Here is a 17,121-nt window from a genome sequence, read left to right as displayed (position 1 = left end):
TTCATATCTAAAACCTTCAGTCTCTTCGTAATATCTGCAATTTATCTATTTATTCATAAACTATGATCAAACTTCTGTAAGATAATTCCTTTATTGATCGCAGAGCCGATAAATTGAAATTCTGGTGAATTCTTCCTTGCTTCATGAATCTTTTGCTTTGAGCCAAAAATATTAAAGAATGTTTTGCCAAGATTGTAAGTTCCAGATAGGCTAAGGCCACTTACCAAGAGGTCTCCAGCAGCTAAACTGGCTTCTAATAGTTGAAACTTATTACTTTTGATATCACTAATTAATGATTTCATTGAATAATAGGAAAACTTAGAGGAAAAAGCGAATTCATAGTCTCTTATTGCACGTTGAAACTCATCTAATTCATATGATTTGGCTAGATCTCTCCTTTCCAAATTTTCATATGAACTAATTTTATCAAATAGTCTATATTTTGCTAAATGAAGTCTATCAAGTTCATCAATATAATCTTCTCTAAACTTTCTAAGAGTATCTATGGGAACATAGGTACTTGGATAGGGAAGACATTTTGCAATTTCGATTCTAATGGTATGTTGCTCTATCAAATCGTCAGATTCTATAGAATTAAATCCATCTGCAACGTTATTGTAAATAATCCAATCAGAGTCGGTAGTCTGCTTTCTTATGCTTTGACATGCTAATAAAGACTCTAAAGCCAACCTTTGCATTTCGGAAGAATGAATTTGCGGCGGAGGGGCATTTGTATAAAATTCAATAACTCCATTACTTCTAAATTCTTCAATCACATTATTAGTAAAATGAAACATTGGTATTTGAGTAATAACGATATTATCCCAATAAAGACCATAAAACATCAAATCACTATGTGTTAAATCTTTAGCTACAGGTCCATTTTCATTACTAACGCCTCCCAATCCTGAGATTATTAGGCCTTTAGGAATTCTTTTTTTCTTAAATTGGATTATTTCGCCCATTTTTTACTCAATTAGATGTTTGCCTGTAAAAATTACATCTTTTACAGTATTCAATTAATAAAGATTTTTAACTATTAGGATTCTATAAGACTGAAATTATAAAAATTTAATTTTTAATAATTTCATACCTCATGAACCCTCTTTTAAGTTATTTGGTGAAATTTTGTCATAATTGATCATCAATTAAGTGCTGAATCTAGCTGTTCGAGTGATGACACTATCTTGCCAACTATATGCTGGTCGAACTCCGGTAAATTGTCCTCATCATGTGTACCTTTATTTAAATAACGCCAACATGGGGAGGTGCCATTTGGACCCAATAACAATGTTAAAGCGGATACGATTTCTGTTTTTTTAGGGATATTTGCTTGAGACTTATCAATTTTAGATTTTAAATTTTCTGCGAGATTTCTTAAATCCCAGGGTTGATCTGGAGATCTTCTTGATACACTAATTAAACCGTCATTCCTATCACAATGTTTTCCATAATGAAACCAAGTTTTATCACATAAATTTTCTAAAGCTCGTCTTGATGACATAAGAGCATCTCTATATTCTCCTCTAGAATACAATTCTCGTGCTACTAACACATGATTTCGAGGGCGTTGTAATGAAAGTACATATATATGGTTATCAGGCTTATGGGGAGAGAATATATAAGACTGCGAAATAGCGGCTCTCTCTTTACCTAACATTTGATGAGTATTATTGAAGAACTCTTCACCATGGATAGCGAGAATGATTTGAGTTTGTTCGAAAAATGAGTCCTTGAATAAGGTTTCTCTTATTGCGGCTCTATGCTCATCATCTATTGCATTGACTGGATCATCAAAAATTAAAATAGGGCAATTTTCTTTAATATTTTTTGCTAGCAAGATTGCTAATCCAATACATCTAATATGTCCCTCACTGAGAATGTGAAGGGCATCAAAAAATGTTGTTGGATCTTTTTGAAATGATATAAGTAATTTCTGCGACTGTGTCAAAGGAAGTTTGACCGAAGCTAACTTTTCATGAGAAGCATCATAACGGTTGAATGCGTTGTATAGGGTAGTAACTGTTTCACCTAAATCAGCAACTAATTGTGATGGTAAAAGTCTGCTATATGCATTTATTTTAGTTACGAATTCAGTATATCCCTCTAAGATAGACTGATTTCTTTGTAGGATAGATTCTTCTAGGGTCACCTCGTTGATTAATTGTGCATTTTGAGTATTGAAATTTGTAATGAGTAATTCTGCTTTTGAAATTTCCTTTAAAGCTGTATTACGACGAGTCTGTAAGATTGTAATTTGACGTTCAAATTCACGTAATCTATTTAATTCTTCTAGTGTTGAATTTCTTGTTGCTTGAGCTTGGCTAGATAGAAGATCTGTATTTTCGAGATGTTTTACCTGCGCGACTATATGTTGATAAGGGGTATATCCATCTGCTAAATATTGTAGTAAAGAGTTCCACCAAGAGAGAGTTGGTTGTATACCATTAGGGATTTGATATGCAACAAGTTGATTATTAGTTGATAAAAAATGTAAACAAGTATTTACTATTTGAGAAAGACTAAATAATTGTTGGCCTATGGTTTGCTGAGTGTCCTGTATTCTTTTTTGTATTTTAGCCAAATGTTGAAGTTTTTCTAATTCTTCTTGCGAATGCAGGTACGGATTGATTGTAACTAGATTTAAGGGCGTATGACAGGCTGGGCAACTTTCAGGATTACTTGGTTGAATCTGTATAACCGCTTCATATAGTTGTTTAAATGATATTTGCTGGCTATACGATCCCAATTCTTGTTGTTGACTATTAAGTTGATTAATATTAACTTGAATATTATTTATCAATATGTCTAAGGCAGAAGTTGTTAAATTACTTTTTAAAGGAACAGGTGTTTGTAACTCTTTTTCTAGTTGATGAATGGCACCTAAAGAATCTGTTGTTCCAATAATTTCGCTAACCATTAGATTAAAGCTGAAATTATTTTTATATCGCTGAGCGAGCGCTAGTTCTTCCTGTGTAATAGTTTCTAACTCAGCAATATTGTTTATCTTGATTTGTTCTGCAGATGATAATTCAAGACGTTTTTGTGCAAGTAATTTGGTTTTTTCTCCTTGAATATCTATATATCTTTCATCAATTTCGGTAGTAAAGTTACGAACATAATCTGTAAATGCCTCTAATCCGAATAATGTTGAAATAAGTTCAGTCTGTTTAGAAGGGGCTTGGGCTGCTATTCTAGAAAAGTTATCGATTCTATTCTTTTCTACAAAACAAAATCTGTATTTAGATGCATTGGGTTCAACAATTACATCGTCCTCATTTGCATCTTTAGCAATAATGTGAGGGGGAGTAAATTGATTAACATGAGCATTTTTTAAATATTCAGCCTGATCTCGAAAACGCTTAGTTTCAGCCTCGCTAACACTCCCAAGCAGGCCATATTCGAGTGCTTCGCAGAAACTTGATTTGCCAGTACCATTTGGTCCGTAAATTAATACACATTGACTATCTAAATTGAATTCTTCTGCACGTGCAAATCCTCTAAAGGGACCAACCACCATATGTTTTAATTGTTTAATACGTTGATAATCATTTGAATTAGCCGAATTAATGATAGTTATGTCCGTTCTGATTTCATTCCATTGAGGCTGAGCTAAAGCAATTATTCTTCGGATTCTTTGACCTTGATGTGTTGATAACTGAGTTAGCTCTTCTAAATTATCTAAAACAATATTAGCAATTTTTTTAGCATTTATTGATGTAGAATCCACATTAAACGTTTGTAAAAAACGCAAATATTCCTCTCTTACCACAATTACCCCCTCCAGAATTTTTTAAAAATCTAATTTATAAAATAATGTAATTTATAGATATTTATCATTTTTTTGTCTTTTTGACTAGCTGAATTTTACATTGTATAGGGGGCAATATTTTTATATGAATGATAAAGGGGCGAATTCAAACATGAGGTGCGACAGTTTCAAAAGCCATATGATAATCAACAAGCTGAGCAAATTTCTCTAATGGTGTAAGCCAATCTAACGCCTTTCTAGGACGAGTATTCAGTGACATGGCAACTTGATTTAAATAATGCTGATCTGCCTGATTTAAATCAATCCCTTTAGGTAAATATTGCCTAATTAAACCATTCATATTTTCGCATGTGCCTTTTTGCCAAGGTGAATGTGGGTCACAGAAATATACATCTATGCCTAAATCTTCTTCGAGTATTTTATGTTCTGACATCTCGCGTCCACGGTCATAGGTCAACGTTTTACGCAGTTCTGCAGGTAAATATTTCAGAGCTTCAGTTAAAGCCTTGCGCACTGATTCTGCCTTTGCATCAGGTAATGTTGCCAAGATACAGAGCCGTGTATTTCGTTCAATAAGTGTTGCTATCGAACTTTTATTGTCTTTACCTTTAATTAAATCAGCTTCCCAATGACCCGGTATTTTTCTTTCTTGAACTTCGGCTGGGCGCTCATGAATAGTTTTAATATCCTGTAATATAGAATTTTTTTTAGGTTCACCGTTAGCTTTTCGCTTTTTATTTTCATGACGCAGACAGGATAATAAGTCTTTTTTCAACTCACCCTTGGGTAATGCTCGTATCGTTGAATAAATCGTTGTATGGCTTACATTCATTGTTTGATCCAAATCAGGAAATGTCTTTAAACGCTTTGCTATTTGCTGAGGAGACCATAAACAACGGATCGCTTCAACAATAAATTTCCAGAGGATTGAATCGATTTTGAGTTTTCTGTGACCACGTCTACGTCTAGCGAAGGTGTTATCAGAAGCATATCGAGCTTGATAAACGTCATTGATGCTATTTCTTTTAAGCTCACGATAGATCGTACTAGGATGTCTTTTAATGAGTTCAGCAAATTTTCTGGCTGAAAAGCCTTCTTTTCTTGACTCAAGCATTAATGCAGTACGATCTTCAAAGTTAAGATGATGGTATGACAATTTTATATACTCCATAAACCCTTTAAATTAATTAGGTGGTTTATGTCGCACTTCAAGTTTTACTCTGCCATGTATTGAAATCAAATGACATCCAAATCAGCATGGATGGTAAAGGTCGATGGGTTGATAATGTGATGGTTGAACGATTATGGCGGAGCGTTAAATATGAAGAGGTGTATCTCAAAGCCTACAGCAATGTTTTGGATGCGAAGAAGCAATTAAACGCATATTTTGAATTTTATAATTTGAAACGACCTCATTCGAGTCTGGACAAAATGACTCCAGATGAGTTTTACTATGACCAGCTACCACAACAAAATAAGGTAGCTTAACTAGAGCAGAGTATCACTTATAAATAAGCTTTTAGTTGTTCAAACATGTGGGACCACCTCTATTTAAAAAAAGGAAAGAAGATGAAAATTAAGTTTTTAACAGTTTCATTGATGCTTATTCTGCCATTTTCTGTTTTTGCAGCAAATACTGTAGTAGAAAAAGCGGTCATTGAATCAAATAATACATATAAGGCGAAGTATAACTTAGAGGATATGACTGAGTTTAATCAGGCTCAAAAGGGCTTTATTGCCAAGCCAACAGGTCAAATTAAAAGTGAGAAAGGCAATGTTATCTGGGATTTTGATGCATTTAGTTTTTTACAAGATCAAGCACCAAATACCGTTAATCCCACTCTATGGCGACAAGCAAAATTAAACAACAATGTTGGGCTATTTAAAGTAACAGATCGAGTTTGGCAAATTCGTGGTTTTGATTTGGCAAATATGACCATCATTCAGGGTGATACTGGCTGGATTATTGTGGATACATTAACCTCTAAAGAAACGGCTGAAGCAGCACTTAAATTTGCTAGACAGCATTTAGGTGAGCAAAAAATTTCAGCCATTATCTTTACCCATAGCCATATCGATCATTTTGGTGGTGCATTAGGCGTTCTTTCTAGCGAAGAAATTAACGCTAGAAAAACTCCAATTATTGCGCCAAAAGGCTTTATGGAAGAAGCGACCAGTGAAAATGTGATGGCAGGTTCAGCCATGATACGTCGTGCGACTTATATGTATGGAACTTTTCTACCTAAAAATGCGGAAGGATTGGTGGATACAGGTTTAGGTAAGGCTGTTGCTGTGGGAAAAATGGGCATCCTTGAGCCTACACAACTGATCACTCAACCAGAACAGAAAATGACGGTTGATGGCTTGGATTTTGTGTTTTATAACGTGCCGGGTTCAGAAGCACCAGCAGAATTAACGTTCTCTATCCCATCATTGAAACTTTATAACGGCGCAGAAATTCTATCTCATACCATGCATAATCTTTATACCCTTCGGGGTGCTAAAGTCCGTGATGCCTTAAAATGGGTGGGCTATCTAGACCAAGCAATGCAGCATGCCAAAGCATCCGATGTATTGATTGCACAGCATCATTGGCCTGTCTGGGGCAATGACAATATTCAAGATTTTATTAAAACCCAGCGAGATGTTTATAAGTTCACGCATGATCAGACGGTGAGATATATGAACTCTGGTTTTAATGGCGCTGAAATTGCCGAAAAAATTAAGCTTCCAGCGGCACTTGATCAAAAACTATATGCTCATGGCTATTATGGAACCCTAAAACATAATGTAAAAGCAGTATACCAATATTATATGGGATGGTTCGATGCCCATCCTTCCAATTTAGATCCATTACCCCCTAAAGCTGTTGCAAAAAAATATATTGAGTTAGCAGGTGGGGAGAACAATGCATTGAAAAATGCGCGGGATGCCTACGCTCAAGCTGACTATAGATGGGCTGCCGAGATTTTAAAACATATTGTGTTGAATAACCCTCAAAACCAACAAGCAAAAGACTTATTGGCGAATACTTATCGTCAATTGGGCTATGCTGCTGAGGCTTCAACTTGGCGTAATTTCTTTTTGGTGGGCGCTCAAGAGCTACAAAATAATGTACCCCTACAAAATACTTCTGATCCGAGTGATTTATTGATTCATACACCAACTGAAAGATTTCTTGAAGCTATGGCGACAAATTTAGATGTGGAAAATTTAAAAAATGAAAACCAGTGTATCAATCTGGTTTTGTCGGATACCAAAGAGCATTTTTCATTATGGGTTGAAAACTCAGTCATGCAGTTTAAGCGTTATGATGAAAGTAAAGATTTGGCATTGGATTGCCCTACATTAACCTTAACCAAGCCCTTATATCTAAAAATGATTACAGGTCAAATAGAAGGGGTAAAAGTCCTGCTTTCTAAAGACAGTAAAGTCAAAGGTAATCCACTGAAAATTGGAAAATTCTTTGCAATGTTTAAACGTCCAGATTCAATTTTCCCGATTGTGACTCGACCAAATGGCTAAGCTCAAATAAGTAAAGTCGAAACTTAAATTAATAGATCCAAAGAAATGGGTGAAATTATCAACTTGGTTCTCCCAATCTTATAACAGGAATACAAGAAATTATTTCTTGTATTCCTCTTTAAAATTAAAAGTAAGCTATATGTATTTTAACTCTATTGATACTTTATTAAATGGTTTTTGAATTTTTATACTTTATTTTCGATGGAGATATTTTTATTAGTAGCTTGTTTAAAAAAGATTTGTTTATTTTTCTATTAATTGCTTCTAAATAATAACTTCAATATTTTTGTGGTTAAAAGGCAAGGGGGTATTATGATGTGTTTTTTATTGAAAATAAGCTTTTATATTAGGGCGAATTCAAACATGAGGTGCGACAGTTTGAAAAGTCTTATGATAATCAACAAGCTGAGCAAATTTCTCTAATGGTGTAAGCCAATCTAACGCTTTTCTAGGACGAGTATTCAGTGACATGGCAACTTGATTTAAATAATGCTGATCTGCCTGATTTAAATCAATCCCTTTAGGTAAATATTGCCTAATTAAACCATTCATATTTTCGCATGTGCCTTTTTGCCAGGGTGAATGTGGGTCACAGAAATATACATCTATGCCTAAATCTTCTTCAAGTATTTTATGTTCTGCCATCTCGCGTCCACGGTCATAGGTCAACGTTTTACGCAGTTCTGCAGGTAAATATTTCAGAGCTTCAGTTAAAGCCTTGCGCACTGATTCTGCCTTTGCATCAGGTAATGTTGCCAAGATACAGAGCCGTGTATTTCGTTCAATAAGTGTTGCTATCGAACTTTTATTGTCTTTACCTTTAATTAAATCAGCTTCCCAATGACCCGGTATTTTTCTTTCTTGAACTTCGGCTGGGCGCTCATGAATAGTTTTAATATCCTGTAATATAGAATCTTTTTTAGGTTCACCGTTAGCTTTTCGCTTTTTATTTTCATGACGTAGACAGGATAATAAGTCTTTTTTCAACTCACCCTTGGGTAATGCTCGTATCGTTGAATAAATCGTTGTATGGCTTACATTCATTGTTTGATCCAAATCAGGAAATGTCTTTAAACGCTTTGCTATTTGCTGAGGAGACCATAAACAACGGATCGCTTCAACAATAAATTTCCAGAGGATTGAATCGATTTTGAGTTTTCTGTGACCACGTCTACGTCTAGCAAAAGTGTTATCAGAAGCATATCGAGCTTGATAAACGTCATTGATGCTATTTCTTTTAAGCTCACGATAGATCGTACTAGGATGTCTTTTAATAAGTTCAGCAAATTTTCTGGCTGAAAAGCCTTCTTTTCTTGACTCAAGCATTAATGCAGTACGATCTTCAAAGTTAAGATGATGGTATGACAATTTTATATACTCCATAAACCCTTTAAATTAATTAGGTGGTTTATGTCGCACTTCAAGTTTTACTCTGCCAGGTTTCTTCAAAACTGATTATTAGGGAGGTAAGTTTTATTTCTCTATCTATATAAAAGGAGACTAATTAATAGGCTCCTTTTATATTATCTGTCGATAACATCCATTTGTAGAAAATAGCATTAAATGGATCACTTTACGTTAATGTAATAATTTCGAAATATGTGTCAAAAATCTCATAGCAACTATCATTTACTGCTTATATGTCACATGAGGTGAGTGAAATATTTTGGTGGCATAAAATTAAAACCATAAGATGAAATAATTTTTAACTATGGCTTTCTTAGAAGTTTTTTACGAAAATTACTTATATTTGTTGGGATTATTTCATTAATATTTTGAAGTGAAAGATAATGCCATAATAATTTATGACATTATCTTTTTGTTTTTTCTGGATTTCAGCTTATAGTTTAATTTATTTCAGCTTATGCTTTATAAATTTCAACTTATGCTTTAATTTAGAAGAATTTTAAGCTAAACCTTACCAGCTTAACGCACCGCCAGTTTGGTAATCTGTTACGCGCGTCTCGAAGAAATTCTTCTCTTTACGCAAGTCCATCATTTCTGACATCCACTGGAACGGGTTGTTCACGCCAGCAAACTGTTCAGGCAAGCCTAATTGCGCCAGACGACGGTTAGCAATGAACTTTAGGTATTCTTCCATCATGCCAGCATTCATACCGAGTACACCGCGTGGCATTGTGTCACGTGCATATTCGATTTCCAGCATCGTACCTTCAAGAATCATCTGAATGATTTCTTCCTGGAATTCAGTCGTCCATAAACCCGGGTTTTCGATCTTGATCTGGTTGATCATATCGATACCGAAGTTCAGGTGCATTGACTCGTCACGCAGGATGTACTGGAATTGCTCGGCAACACCATTCATCTTGTTACGACGGCCCATCGACAGGATCTGGCTGAAACCGCAGTAGAAGAAGATACCTTCAAGTACACAATAGAATGCGATCAGGTTGCGAAGCAGAATCTGGTCGTTTTCAGGTGTACCGGTTTTGAAAGTAGGATCACTTAAAGACTGAGTATATTTCAGGCCCCACGCTGCTTTACGTGCCACTGACGGTACTTCGCGGTACATGTTGAAGACTTCGCCTTCATCCATACCTAAAGATTCGATACAGTACTGGTAAGCGTGTGTGTGAATCGCTTCTTCAAACGCCTGACGCAAGATATACTGACGGCATTCAGGGTTGGTAATATGACGGTAAATCGCCAGTACCAGATTGTTTGCAACCAGTGAATCGGCAGTTGAGAAGAAACCGAGTGAACGCATCACGATGGTACGTTCATCTTCAGTCAAGCCATTTTCAGACTTCCACAGCGCGATGTCGTGGTTCATGTTGACTTCTTGCGGCATCCAGTGGTTTGCACATCCGTCCAGATACTTCTGCCAAGCCCATTCGTATTTGAATGGAACAAGCTGGTTCAAGTCAGCACGACAGTTGATCATTGCCTTGTCGTCAACCTGGACACGCTGCGCACCCATTTCAAGCTCTTCCAGGCCTGGAGCTACATCAAGTTGCTCTAGGGAAGCAGATGCTCTTGCCAGCGAATCGGTTGGATTTGATCCTCGGTTTTGAGTGGCTCTAAGGGGTTGTGCAGCTGCCACATCCGGCGATGCGTTGCCTGCATCAGATACCATCTGTGAATTAGACGTTTTTTGCGGCTCGACGGGCGCAGGCTGCTGTTCAGGTGCAGCCGGTTTTTGCGAATCATCTTCGAAATCGTCCCAACTTAGGATAGACATATCAATTCTCTCTACGTTGCTTTATATCTTTTATGAGACATTCAGCTTGGCTGAGATGTCTTACTATACGCTCAATTTGTTTAAGCAAAATTAAGTTTTGTCGATGAATGCTCTAGTTTTATACAGGAGCAATGATCCCCACTACTTATTTTGCTTACGCTGCTGGCGAACTTTGAACCAGAAGTAAGCAATGGGTAAATAAAAGGTAATACCAAAGGAAATCAGCAATGCCGCAAGTCCTAACATGTAGTTATGAGTCATATGAGGCATTGAGGTTTCCTTTTATTTAAATTGAGAGGCTTTTCAACCTCTCATTGTGTTACCAAAAACTTAATTGATTTGGGTAACTGCGACAGTGTGCACAAACATTTTCCCACCGATTAAATCGGTATCTAACATAAGCGCGAACACTAACGCCTTGAGGATAAGTACAATTACTCATCGGTCAGCTCCTAATTACAAAATGGAGCTTTCAGAGGAGTGACTCACACTCTAAATTTTGCTAAAGTAGTCAGCGTTAAGTCCGCTAAAATTTAACACAGATTACCTTTGTTACTTTCTAGAGTGTTGCTAAACCTCTGAAAGCTTGGGTTTTCAAATCAATGGTCTGTCACTTGTGATAGGCCATTTTTTATTGCTTAAAATTTATAAAACTCTTATGTCCGCACCTCCTTTTTTAATTTCATTCAGTTTGGAATCCCCCTAAATCCCCCTTTAAAAAGGGGGACTTTCTCCCTCCTTTATTAAAGGAGGGTCGGGGAGGATTTTTAAAACCTGTCAGATTACTGACAAGCTTCACAATCAGGATTGTCAATTGAACATGCCATTGGCACGGGAGCCGCTTGAGCAAAACCTTCTTCCTCTGCAGGAGCTTCAGGTTTTTGCGCTTCAACTACAGGAGCTGCTGCTACAACAGGAGCCGCAACAGTTGCAGGTTTAACTGCATTCAATGCGCCAGTGTTAATAGTCGATTTCTCAGCAGAAGTCGCACCCAAAGCACGTAGGTAATAAGTGGTTTTCAGACCACGTAACCAGGCCATCTTGTAAGTGATGTCCAGTTTCTTACCGTTTGCACCAGCGATGTAAAGGTTCAGCGACTGCGCTTGGTCGATCCATTTTTGACGACGTGAAGCAGCATCCACGATCCAGCGAGTTTCAACTTCAAATGCAGTCGCGAAGATGGCTTTAAGCTCTTCAGGAATACGAGAAATCTTCTGAACAGAACCTTCGAAGTGTTTCAGGTCGTTGACCATTACCGCATCCCAAAGACCACGTTCTTTCAGTGCACGCACCAGGTACGGGTTAATCACGGTGAATTCACCAGACAGGTTGGATTTCACATACAAGTTCTGGAAGGTTGGCTCGATTGACTGAGACACGCCACAGATGTTTGAAATCGTTGCTGTTGGTGCAATCGCCATTACGTTCGAGTTACGCATACCGTCTTTTTGAACTTTGGCACGTAACGTGTCCCAGTCCAGACGTTGAGTGCGGTCGACTTCGAACATGCGTTCAGGGCGAGTTTTCGCAACCAGATCAAGCGAGTCGATTGGCAGGATACCTTGATCCCACAATGAACCCTTGAATGTTTCGTATGTACCACGTTCAACAGCCAAATCGCTAGAGGTTGAAATCGCATAGTATGAGATTACTTCCATCGATTCATCAGCAAACTCAACCGCAGCATCAGAACCATAAGCAAGGTTCATCTCATACAGTGCATCCTGGAAGCCCATGATACCCATACCAACCGGACGGTGTTTCAGGTTCGAGTTGCGTGCTTGTGGAACAGCGTAGTAGTTGATGTCAATTACGTTGTCCAGCATACGAACTGCAGTTTTTACTGTACGTGCCAGTTTTTCACGATCAAGAACACCACCTTGAACGTGTTGTACCAGGTTGATCGAACCTAGGTTACATACCGCGATTTCTTCTTTGCTGGTGTTCAAAGTAATTTCTGTACACAGGTTAGAAGAATGAACTACACCTACGTGTTGCTGTGGTGAACGCAGATTACATACGTCTTTGAATGTGATCCACGGGTGACCTGTTTCAAACAGCATCGACAGCATTTTGCGCCACAAATCTTTTGCACGGATTTTCTTGTGCAACATGTTTGTTTCTTTGGCAATCGCTTCGTAGTGTGCATAACGCTCAGCGAATGCAGCACCAGTCAAATCATGCAGATCAGGCGTTTCAGAAGGCGTGAATAAAGTCCATTCAGCATCTTCGAATACACGTTGCATGAACAGGTCAGGAACCCAGTTCGCAGTGTTCATGTCATGGGTACGACGACGGTCATCACCGGTGTTCTTACGCAGTTCAAGAAATTCTTCGATGTCCAGGTGCCAGGTTTCTAAGTATGCACAAACTGCACCTTTACGCTTACCACCTTGGTTAACCGCAACAGCAGTATCGTTCGCTACTTTCAGGAACGGAACTACACCTTGCGACTTACCGTTAGTTCCTTTGATGTAGGAGTTCAAGGCACGAACTGGTGTCCAGTCGTTACCTAAACCACCTGCCCATTTAGACAGCATTGCGTTATCACGCATTGCGCCATAGATGTCGTACAGGTCATCATCAATTGTAGTCAAGTAACAGCTCGATAATTGTGGACGTAGCGTACCTGAGTTAAACAGGGTAGGCGTCGAAGCCATGTAGTCGAAGCTAGACAATAAGTTATAGAACTCAATCGCGCGCTCTTCACGGTTTTCTTCATTGAGCGACAAGCCCATAGAAACACGCATAAAGAACAATTGCGGAAGTTCGAAACGTACGCCATCTGAATGGATGAAGTAACGGTCAAATAATGTTTGCAGACCTAGGTAAGTAAATTGGTTAGAGCGTTCCGGTTGAATCGCCGCTGCCAGTTTCGCCAAGTCAAAGTTCAATAATTCTGGAGAAAGCAGCTCAAGCTCAATCCCTTTTTTCAGGTAAGTTTCCAGCGCATCGCCTTCAACTGTATCTACAGGTAGACCCAGGAATTTCAAACCAGTCGCAACCAGGTCATCACGCAATAAACGTGCAGTCACATATGTATAGTTAGGCTCTTGCTCAATACGGGTACGGGTCGCCATCATCATCGTGGTTGAGATGTCCGACTCTTTTACGCCGTTGTACAAGTTTTTCACGGTCTCATCGACAATGGCTTGTACATCAATGCCTTCAAGGCCTTCTGCTGCTTTAGTAACATGCGCAGTTAAAGCACTTAAATCTAGTGGCTTGAGTTTGCCTTCAGCATCGGTAATTTGCAGGGTCGGGTGATGATGTGCACCTAACTGTTTACGTGCTTCAGAACGTTGTTCACGGTAAATGACATAAGAGCGTGCAACTTTCTGTTCGCCCGTACGCATTAGCGCAAGTTCAACTTGGTCTTGAATTTCTTCAATATGAATCGTTCCGCCAGAAGGTAAACGACGTTTAAAGGTATTTAATACCATTTCCGTCAGTTGCTCGATACGATCATGGATCCGGCTCGAGTCAGCGCTTTGTTGGCCTTCAACCGCCAAAAACGCTTTACCAATTGCGACAGAAATTTTTTCTGCATCAAAAGCGGCAACATCACCGGTGCGTTTAATCACCTGAAGTTGACCAGGAGTTGAAGTGATTACGCTCATGTTAGCATAGCTCCATTGTCATCTATTTTTATGTTTATAGACCGTTTGAACTGGGCAAAATTCGTGCCACAGTGTTTGAGGAATAAACACAAGACCTAGTGGTTTTAAAATTAATTGAACACAAGATACGGGAAAATTTAGGGTAGATCAATATTGACATTTAGCTAAATATTTTTCTTAAGTTGTGCTTTAATCCTTGTAAAAATATCGCTATTTTTATTGATTTTTGTATAAGCCTTATCAGGCAAGGCATAGCATAACAAAGTCCAAAGAAAGTGCTTATAGATAACACTGTGGATAACTAAAAAGGGCTGAATCAAGCAGTCATATTTTGTCCATGTAATAGTTGTGTAAATCGCAAATCAGATCTAAGCCACTGTTTCAAGCATAATTGTCCAAAAAATGCACGATAAAATATTACAAAATGCTATCTTGATGTATCAGTTTGGTGAACGCTATCTTGTTTACAATGTAAACGTGTGTATATTGCAAGCATATTAAAAACGTATCTATTGGATTTCAAAAGGATACGCCTATAGCGTAGATCCACCAAATAAGGGGCAATACATGAGCCAAGAAGAAAAGTTACCCAAGATTTTAATTGTTGAAGATGATGAGCGTCTTGCTCGTTTAACACAAGAATACCTCATCCGTAATGGTCTTGAGGTTGGGGTAGAGCCGGATGGCAACCGTGCTATTCGTCGTATTATTGCTGAGCAACCAGACATGGTGGTTCTAGATGTCATGTTGCCAGGTGCTGATGGTTTGACCATCTGTCGTGAAGTTCGTCCACATTATCATCAACCGATTTTAATGCTGACTGCACGTACTGAAGATATGGATCAGGTCTTAGGTCTGGAAATGGGTGCGGACGACTATGTCGCTAAACCGGTTCAGCCACGTGTCCTATTGGCTCGTATTCGTGCTTTATTACGCCGTACTGACAAAGTGCCTGAAGATGAAGTGGCTCAGCGCATCGAATTTGATGACCTGGTGATCGACAATGGTGGTCGTTCAGTGACCTTAAATGGTGAGCTGGTTGACTTTACCAGTGCAGAATATGACCTGTTGTGGCTGCTGGCTTCAAATGCGGGCCGCATCCTGTCACGTGAAGATATTTTCGAGCGTTTACGTGGTATCGAATATGATGGTCAAGACCGTTCAATCGATGTGCGTATTTCTCGTATCCGTCCAAAAATCGGTGACGACCCAGAAAATCCGAAGCGTATTAAAACAGTACGTAGTAAAGGTTATCTTTTTGTTAAAGAGACCAATGGTCTTTAAGCAAATGTGGTTTGTTGCTTGAACAAGCAGGATAAATTATAGGTGTTTAAACACAGTATATTTTTGCGTATATACGCAGGACTCGTCATCCTTGTCGTCTTGGTGGCAGTGTTCGGCTATTTGTTGGTACAGATTATCAACTATCAGCGTGCGCAAGAATATCGCGAATCCCTGACTGATGGTATGGCATATATCATCAGTGAGGGGGTTGCACGCCAGCCAAATCTCCAGCAAAAAATGGATTGGGTTTCTGATGCCTCCGATTTGCTTGAATTGCCCATTCACTATGTAGAAGCCAGCAAGGTCGACATTACCCGTGCTGAAGGGCGCCGTATTGCCGAACGAAAAGCGGTGGTGCGTTGGGACGCTGAATCGGGTATTGCCTATATTGTAGTTGGGCTGCGTGATGACCCGGGTCATTACCTTTATATTAAGGCTGACAGCATTACTGAGCGCCAGATGAAGGCCTTACCAGTCTTTATCCTGGATTATCTGGTCTACTATCCAGGTCAGGAAAAAGAATACCTGGCTCGTATTCAGGATTATTTTTCTTATCCGGTTTCCATCGAAAACGTCCAGAATCTACCTTTAGACTCCGAGCAAATCGGACGTCTGCGTCTGGACCATAGCATCATTTTATACCGCGATAATGCCTCTATTCGTGGCACCACGATTTCAATTATTTCACCGATTCCTGGTTCGACTTCGCAAGTATTGGTCATGGGGCCGGTACCCTTGTTTAACTGGATGCCATTCCAGTTGGCGACCGGTATTACCTTATTAAGTCTTTTTGTGTTGAGTCTGGGTGTTTATGGTCTTTTGGTTCCGATGCAGCGTAAGTTGCGTGAAGTCAGCTATGCCTTAAACAAAATGAAATCGGGTAATATGTCATTGCGTCTTCCTGTGGAAGGCAGTGACGAGATGTCTACACTGGCGTCTAGCTATAACAATATGTCAGATCATATCCAGCGTTTGATCGAAGCGCAGCGTGAGTTGATGCGTGCGGTGTCGCATGAGTTGCGTACACCGGTGGCACGAATCCGCTTTGGTGTGGAAATGATGGCGGATGAAGATGACTACGATTATCGTCTGCAACAGGTGGAACAGATTGATAAAGATATTGAGGCGCTGAATACCTTGATTGATGAGATCATGACCTATGCCAAACTGGAACAGGGCATGCCGTCGATTGAGTTTGAGCAAATCGATCTGTATGACGTACTGAATCAGGTGGCACAAGAAACTGAAGCGCTGAAAACCCAGAAAATCATCGAATTACATCCAATGCCTGTTGCGGTCACAGTAGAGGCGGAGCGTCGTTATCTGCATCGTGTAATTCAGAATCTGGTCGGCAATGCTGTACGTTATTGCGATAATAAAATCTTGATTAGCGGCGGTCTGGATCAGGATGGTCAGGCCTATGTTTGCGTTGAAGATGACGGGCCGGGGATTCCGGAAATAGATCGTGCCCGCATTTTTGAAGCCTTTGCCCGACTGGATGATAGCCGTACCCGTGCTTCGGGTGGTTATGGTTTAGGTTTGTCGATTGTCAGCCGGATTGCGTACTGGTTTGGTGGTACGATTCAGGTGGATCAAAGTCCGACGCTGGGTGGCGCGCGTTTTACGATGACCTGGCCGGCACAGCGTTATGTCAAGAAGAGTAAGCGCAAGATGCTAGAAAAAAAGCCTGAGGAAGCGAGTGATCATTTAGCTTGATA

10 protein-coding genes and 1 pseudogene are annotated in these 17,121 nt (G+C 39.2%); 4 read left to right on the top strand and 7 right to left on the bottom strand.

Annotation, left to right across the window (positions count from 1 at the left end; translation table 11 throughout):
- Window positions 1-53: 53 nt before the first annotated feature.
- The 3 genes from Q9R21_RS04060 to Q9R21_RS04050 all read right to left on the bottom strand — a co-directional run bounded on the left by Q9R21_RS04060 (window position 54) and on the right by Q9R21_RS04050 (window position 4,886).
- Window positions 54-965, bottom strand: coding sequence for a DUF6236 family protein (locus Q9R21_RS04060; RefSeq protein WP_000503872.1), 912 nt, complete (start codon window positions 963-965; stop codon window positions 54-56).
- A 179-nt stretch (window positions 966-1,144) separates the two neighbouring features.
- Window positions 1,145-3,754 (bottom strand): AAA family ATPase, encoded by a 2,610-nt coding sequence (locus tag Q9R21_RS04055; RefSeq protein ID WP_223241218.1) that lies wholly within the window; start codon window positions 3,752-3,754, stop codon window positions 1,145-1,147.
- A 163-nt stretch (window positions 3,755-3,917) separates the two neighbouring features.
- On the bottom strand, window positions 3,918-4,886 hold the full coding sequence (locus tag Q9R21_RS04050) for an IS30 family transposase (protein WP_252718541.1): 969 nt from the start codon (window positions 4,884-4,886) through the stop codon (window positions 3,918-3,920).
- Between the two features lie 113 nt (window positions 4,887-4,999).
- Between Q9R21_RS04050 and Q9R21_RS04045 the strand changes: the two are divergent.
- A pseudogene (locus Q9R21_RS04045) lies at window positions 5,000-5,260 on the top strand (integrase core domain-containing protein); the annotation flags it as partial.
- Between the two features lie 81 nt (window positions 5,261-5,341).
- A complete protein-coding gene (locus tag Q9R21_RS04040; RefSeq protein ID WP_000693745.1) occupies window positions 5,342-7,297 on the top strand; it encodes an alkyl/aryl-sulfatase in 1,956 nt (651 codons plus the stop codon).
- A 357-nt stretch (window positions 7,298-7,654) separates the two neighbouring features.
- Here Q9R21_RS04040 and Q9R21_RS04035 read toward each other — a convergent pair whose 3' ends face one another.
- From Q9R21_RS04035 to Q9R21_RS04020, 4 genes are all read right to left on the bottom strand, one after another.
- Window positions 7,655-8,623, bottom strand: a complete 969-nt coding sequence (locus tag Q9R21_RS04035; RefSeq protein WP_014538385.1) for an IS30 family transposase — start codon at window positions 8,621-8,623, stop codon at window positions 7,655-7,657.
- 592 nt (window positions 8,624-9,215) lie between these two features.
- Entirely contained in the window at window positions 9,216-10,499 is a 1,284-nt protein-coding gene (locus tag Q9R21_RS04030; RefSeq protein ID WP_114541022.1) for a ribonucleotide-diphosphate reductase subunit beta, read from the bottom strand.
- A 141-nt stretch (window positions 10,500-10,640) separates the two neighbouring features.
- Complete coding sequence (locus Q9R21_RS04025; RefSeq protein ID WP_004645881.1) at window positions 10,641-10,769, bottom strand: hypothetical protein; 129 nt, start codon at window positions 10,767-10,769, stop codon at window positions 10,641-10,643.
- A 512-nt stretch (window positions 10,770-11,281) separates the two neighbouring features.
- The gene (locus tag Q9R21_RS04020; RefSeq protein WP_311203775.1) at window positions 11,282-14,119 is read right to left on the bottom strand and encodes a ribonucleoside-diphosphate reductase subunit alpha; all 2,838 of its coding nucleotides are present in this window, start codon (window positions 14,117-14,119) and stop codon (window positions 11,282-11,284) included.
- Window positions 14,120-14,686: 567 nt separating this feature from the next.
- Between Q9R21_RS04020 and bfmR the strand changes: the two genes are divergently transcribed.
- On the top strand, window positions 14,687-15,403 hold the full coding sequence (gene bfmR, locus Q9R21_RS04015) for a response regulator transcription factor BfmR (RefSeq protein ID WP_005104084.1): 717 nt from the start codon (window positions 14,687-14,689) through the stop codon (window positions 15,401-15,403).
- Between the two features lie 42 nt (window positions 15,404-15,445).
- Window positions 15,446-17,119, top strand: a complete 1,674-nt coding sequence (bfmS, locus tag Q9R21_RS04010) for a sensor histidine kinase BfmS (protein WP_005104083.1) — start codon at window positions 15,446-15,448, stop codon at window positions 17,117-17,119.
- Window positions 17,120-17,121: the final 2 nt, after the last annotated feature.

The sequence above is a fragment of the Acinetobacter sp. RG5 genome, from assembly GCF_031844265.1.
GTDB lineage: Bacteria > Pseudomonadota > Gammaproteobacteria > Pseudomonadales > Moraxellaceae > Acinetobacter.
Note: the sequence above shows the minus strand (reverse complement) of the source record. Positions and strands in the feature narration are given on the sequence as shown.

Excerpts from the sequence above, each read along its gene's own strand:
- Q9R21_RS04060 (WP_000503872.1), bottom strand. The coding sequence starts at position 965 with ATGGGCGAAATAATCCAATTTAAGAAAAAAAGAATTCCTAAAGGCCTA.
- Q9R21_RS04050 (WP_252718541.1), bottom strand. The coding sequence starts at position 4,886 with ATGCTTGAGTCAAGAAAAGAAGGCTTTTCAGCCAGAAAATTTGCTGAA.
- Q9R21_RS04040 (WP_000693745.1), top strand. The coding sequence starts at position 5,342 with ATGAAAATTAAGTTTTTAACAGTTTCATTGATGCTTATTCTGCCATTT.
- Q9R21_RS04035 (WP_014538385.1), bottom strand. The coding sequence starts at position 8,623 with ATGCTTGAGTCAAGAAAAGAAGGCTTTTCAGCCAGAAAATTTGCTGAA.
- Q9R21_RS04030 (WP_114541022.1), bottom strand. The coding sequence starts at position 10,499 with ATGTCTATCCTAAGTTGGGACGATTTCGAAGATGATTCGCAAAAACCG.
- Q9R21_RS04025 (WP_004645881.1), bottom strand. The coding sequence starts at position 10,769 with ATGCCTCATATGACTCATAACTACATGTTAGGACTTGCGGCATTGCTG.
- Q9R21_RS04020 (WP_311203775.1), bottom strand. The coding sequence starts at position 14,119 with ATGAGCGTAATCACTTCAACTCCTGGTCAACTTCAGGTGATTAAACGC.
- bfmR (WP_005104084.1), top strand. The coding sequence starts at position 14,687 with ATGAGCCAAGAAGAAAAGTTACCCAAGATTTTAATTGTTGAAGATGAT.